Annotated in this window: 4 protein-coding genes; 3 read left to right on the top strand and 1 reads right to left on the bottom strand. The window is 72.1% G+C overall.

Translation table 11 applies throughout. The annotated features are described in order from the left end of the window. A partial coding sequence (locus VNT50_RS08525; RefSeq protein WP_325484684.1) for an NAD(P)H-quinone dehydrogenase occupies positions 1–1,098 on the bottom strand: 1,098 nt, incomplete at its 3' end. A gap of 136 nt (positions 1,099–1,234) precedes the next feature. Between VNT50_RS08525 and VNT50_RS08530 the strand changes: the two genes are divergently transcribed. Genes VNT50_RS08530 through VNT50_RS08540 form a run of 3 tightly spaced genes read left to right on the top strand, consistent with a single transcriptional unit; the run spans position 1,235 to position 4,349 of the window. After that, positions 1,235–2,065 (top strand): purine-nucleoside phosphorylase, encoded by an 831-nt coding sequence (locus tag VNT50_RS08530; protein WP_325484685.1) that lies wholly within the window; start codon positions 1,235–1,237, stop codon positions 2,063–2,065. Beyond that, a complete protein-coding gene (locus tag VNT50_RS08535; RefSeq protein WP_325484686.1) occupies positions 2,062–3,759 on the top strand; it encodes a phospho-sugar mutase in 1,698 nt (565 codons plus the stop codon). Before VNT50_RS08530 ends, VNT50_RS08535 begins: the two co-directional genes overlap by 4 nt. Further along, entirely contained in the window at positions 3,759–4,349 is a 591-nt protein-coding gene (locus VNT50_RS08540; protein WP_325484687.1) for a GNAT family N-acetyltransferase, read from the top strand. The genes VNT50_RS08535 and VNT50_RS08540 overlap by 1 nt, the downstream gene beginning before the upstream one ends. The last annotated feature ends 161 nt before the right edge of the window (positions 4,350–4,510 follow it).

Below are 4,510 nucleotides of genomic sequence, written 5' to 3' on the forward strand. Positions count from 1 at the left end.
GGTGAACACGTTGGACGACACGGCGCGCAGGTTCAGCGGTGCGACGGCGTCGCCCAGGCGGTGCCACATGGCGATCCGGCCCTGCATGGCCGCGACCGAGGCGAGCATGAGCACGCCGGTGCAGTCGCCGGCCGCGTAGACGCCGGTTGCGGACGTCCGGGAGACGCGGTCCACCTCGATGAACCCGCCGTCGCCGAGCCGGACCCCCGCCTCCTCGAGGCCGAGCCCGGCGGTGTTCGGGATCGAGCCGACCGCCATCAGGCAGTGGCTGCCCTCCACGGTGCGCCCGTCCGACAGCGTGACGAGCACGCCGTCGCCGGTGTTCTCCACCTTGTCGGCCCGCGATTTGGAGAGCACCGTCATCCCGCCGCGCTTGAAGACCTTCTCGAGCACCTTCGCGGCATCCGCGTCTTCACCCGGCAGCACCTGGTCGCGGCTGGAGACGAGCGTGACCTTCGCGCCGAGGTTCATGTACGCGGAGGCGAATTCCGCGCCGGTGACGCCCGATCCGACGACGATGAGGTGCGCGGGCAGCACCTGCATGTCGTACAGCTGCGTCCAGGTCAGGATGCGCACGCCGTCGGGCATTGCGCTCGGCAGCATGCGCGGCGATGCGCCGACGGAGATGACCAGGGTGTCGGCCTCGACGCGGTCGAAGTCGGTGCCGCCGGGGCCGGTCGAGACGATGACGGCGTTGTCGTCTTCGAGACGGCCGTGGCCGGAGATGATGCGGACACCGGCCTCGACGAGCGAGGAGCGCATGTCGTCGGACTGCTGCCGCGCGAGCGAGAGCAGCCGCTTGTTCACGGCGGCGAGGTTGATCGCGACCTGCGGCTTGAGGGGCTTGCCCCCGGCATCCTTCGCGAAGAACTCAACGCCGAGGTCGGTCGCCTCGCTGATCGCGACGGCCGCGTCGGCGGTGGCGATGAGGGTCTTCGACGGGACGACATCCGTGATCACCGCCGAACCGCCGATCCCCGCCCTCTCGACCACCGTCACATCGGCACCGAGCTGTGCCGCGGCGAGCGCCGCTTCGTAGCCGCCGGGTCCGCCACCGAGGATCGCGACGCTCTGGGTCCGCTCAAAGGAGATCGACATGCGACCATTCTCGCGCAGGCGGCGCACGGACGATGACAGGGCGTGTCGCCGTGACGCGCGCCCGGGCCGGGGCACCGCCGACACCCCGAGTGCGCCGTATCTGGCCCCGCGACGCGCGGGTTCCTAGAGTGGGGGCATGCCAGACACAGCCAATCCCCTCGATGACCCCGCCGCCGATCCGTTCGAGATCGCGGCACAGGCCGCGTCCGACATCGCGCGCATTTCGGGTGTCGAGCACCACGACATCGCGCTCACCCTCGGCAGCGGCTGGGGCAGAGCGGCCGAGATCATCGGCGAGACGGTCGCCACGATCCCCGCGTCGCAGGTGACCGGGTTCTCGGCGCCGGCCCTCGAGGGACATGTCGGCACGCTCCGGAGCGTCCTGACGCCGCGCGGCAAGCGCGTGCTCGTCATCGGCGCGCGGACCCACTACTACGAGGGGCACGGCGTGCGTCGCGTCGTGCACAGCGTGCGCACCGCCGCCGCCACGGGCGCGCGCACGATGGTGCTGACCAACGGCGCGGGCGGGATCCGCCACACCTGGAAACCCGGGCAGCCGGTGCTCATCAGCGACCACATCAACCTCACCGGCGACTCGCCCCTCGAGGGCGCCACCTTCATCGATCTGACCGACCTCTACTCGATGCGGCTGCGCGACCTCGCTCGGCAGGTGGATCCTTCGCTCCAGGAGGGCGTGTACTGCCAGTTCCGCGGCCCGCAGTACGAGACGCCCGCCGAAGTGCACATGGCGAAGACGATCGGCGGCCACATCGTGGGCATGTCGACCGCTCTCGAGGCGATCGCGGCGCGGCAGGCGGGCATGGAGATCCTCGGCTTCTCGCTCATCACGAACATGGCGGCCGGAATCCAGACCACCCCGCTGAGCCACGCGGAGGTGATCGAGGCCGGCAAGCACGCAGGTCCCGTGATCTCCGCGCTGCTCGCCCGCGTTCTCGAGGCGCTGTGAGCGCGGATGTCGCGGACCTCGCCGCCGCGTGGCTCGCGCAGGACCCTGATCCCGAGACCCGCGACGAACTCGCGGCGCTGATCGCCCGCGCGGACGGCGGCGACGAAGCGGCTGCGGCCGACCTCGCCGACCGCTTCGCCGGGCGTCTCGCCTTCGGCACGGCGGGGCTCCGCGGCGAGCTGGGGGCGGGCAGCAACCGGATGAATCGCGTCGTCGTCGCCCAGGCGGCGGGCGGATTCGCCGCCTACCTGCTCGAGCGCGCCCGCACGCCCGTACGCGACGGCGGCGAGGCACCCACCGTCGTCATCGGCTACGACGGCCGGAAGAACTCGCACATCTTCGCGCGCGACTCCGCCGAGATCTTCGCCGGCGCCGGCCTTCGCGTCATCCTGCTGCCGCGGCTGCTCCCGACGCCCGTGCTGGCGTTCGCCGTGCGCCACCTCGGCGCGGATGCCGGGGTCATGGTCACCGCGAGCCACAACCCGCCCAACGACAACGGGTACAAGGTGTACCTGGGCGGTGACGAGGAAGGGGCGCAGATCGTCTCACCCGCCGACGCCGCGATCGCCGCGCACATCGAGCGCGTCGCCGCATCGGGCCCCGTGTCGGCGCTGCCGCGCTCCTCCGGCTACGAGACGGCGCTGGAGTCGGTGATCGACGCGTACGTCGAGGCGACGGCGGATGTCGCGCCCGCCCCGGAGGGAGCGGAGGGCCTGCGCTGGGTCTACACCGCGATGCACGGGGTCGGCTGGGAGAGCATGCAGCGGATCATCGAGCGTGCGGGCTACCCCGCGCCGGTGCCCGTGGCCGAGCAGATCGAGCCCGATGGCGCGTTCCCCACGGTGGCCTTCCCGAACCCCGAGGAGCCGGGTGCGATGGATCTCGCTCTGGAGGCGGCGCGGGCGTCGGGCGCGGAACTCGTGATCGCGAACGATCCGGATGCCGATCGCCTGGCCGTCGCCGTTCCGGCCGACGTCATCGGGGGCTGGCGGAGCCTCAGCGGCAACGAGGTCGGGCTGCTGCTCGGCTGGCGCGCGGCACGCCGGGCGCGCGACGCGCACGCCCTGCCCGAGGCATCCCTCGCCTGCTCGCTGGTCTCCTCGCCCGGGCTCCGGGTCGTCGCCGAGCGGTACGGGCTGGCGTTCCACGAGACGCTCACGGGATTCAAGTGGATCTCCCGCGCCCCCGGCGCCGTCTACGGCTTCGAGGAGGCCCTCGGCTACCTCGTCAACCCCGAGACGGTGCGCGACAAGGATGGGTTGTCGGCTGCCGTGGCCATCCTGGGTCTCGCGGCCGAGGCGCGCGGACGGGGCAGCTCCCTCGCCGGGCTGCTGGAGGAGTTCGGCGACGCCTTCGGGCATTTCGCGAGCGCCCAGGTGTCGATCCGCGTCGAGGACGTGTCGGTGATCGGGCGGATCATGGCCGCGCTCCGGCAGGACCCGCCCACGCGCTTCGGCGAGCCCGAGGTGACGCGGGTCGACGACCTGCTGCAAGGGGTCGATGGGTTCCCTCCCGGCGACGTGCTGCGGCTGTGGCTCGCGGACGGTTCGCGCGTCATCGTGCGCCCGAGCGGCACGGAACCGAAGCTCAAGGTCTACCTGGACGCCCGCGGGGACTCCCGCGCTGAGGCATCGAACCGGATCGCCGGACTCGAGGCGGCGGCGCGGGCGCTGCTGGAGGCGCATTCCTCCTGATGCTCCTGATCGAACCCGTGACCCTCGAGGGCGCGCACGTGCACCTCGAGCCCTTGTCTGCCGCGCACATCGAGGGGCTGCGCGTGGCCGCAGGCGAGCCGGGTCTCGAGGCGCTGTGGTTCACGAGCGTCCCGACTCCCGACGGGGTGGCCGGTGAGATCGAGAGCCGTCTGGCCCAGTGGGAGGCGGGGACGATGAACCCGTGGGCGATCCGTCGCCTGCCGGATCACCGGGTCGTGGGCATGACCTCGTTCTGCGGCATCGACCAGCCGAACCGCCGCGTCGAGATCGGCCACACCTGGCTCGCCCCGTCGGCCCAGCGGAGCGCCGTGAACACCGAGGCGAAACTGCTGCTGCTCGGGCACGCGTTCGAGGCGTGCGACGCGATCGCCGTCGAGTTCCGCACCCACTGGCACAATCACCGCTCCCGGGCCGCGATCGCCCGGCTGGGCGCGAAGCAGGACGGCGTGCTCCGCAGCCACCGCATCAGCCCCGACGGCTCGCTGCGCGACACCGTCGTGTTCTCGATCATCGCGCCCGAGTGGCCCGCCGTGCGCATGGGACTCCGGGCCCGGCTTCAGACCGGCTGAGGGCGCATCCGTCGGCTTGGGCGGCCTCGGCGGCACCCGTCCGTCTCGGCGGCATCCGTCGGCGTCGGCGGCATCCGTCGGCTTCCGTCGGTCTCGTCGGTCTCATCGGCATCCGTCGGCGTCGGCGGCATCCGTCGGCTTCCGTCGGTCTCGTCGGTCTC

Source organism: Microbacterium sp. (assembly GCF_035554235.1).
Taxonomy (GTDB): Bacteria; Actinomycetota; Actinomycetes; order Actinomycetales; family Microbacteriaceae; genus Microbacterium.

Bases quoted from the DNA above. Each gene is read 5' to 3' on its own strand.
- VNT50_RS08530 (WP_325484685.1), top strand. From the start codon at position 1,235: ATGCCAGACACAGCCAATCCCCTCGATGACCCCGCCGCCGATCCGTTC.
- VNT50_RS08540 (WP_325484687.1), top strand. From the start codon at position 3,759: ATGCTCCTGATCGAACCCGTGACCCTCGAGGGCGCGCACGTGCACCTC.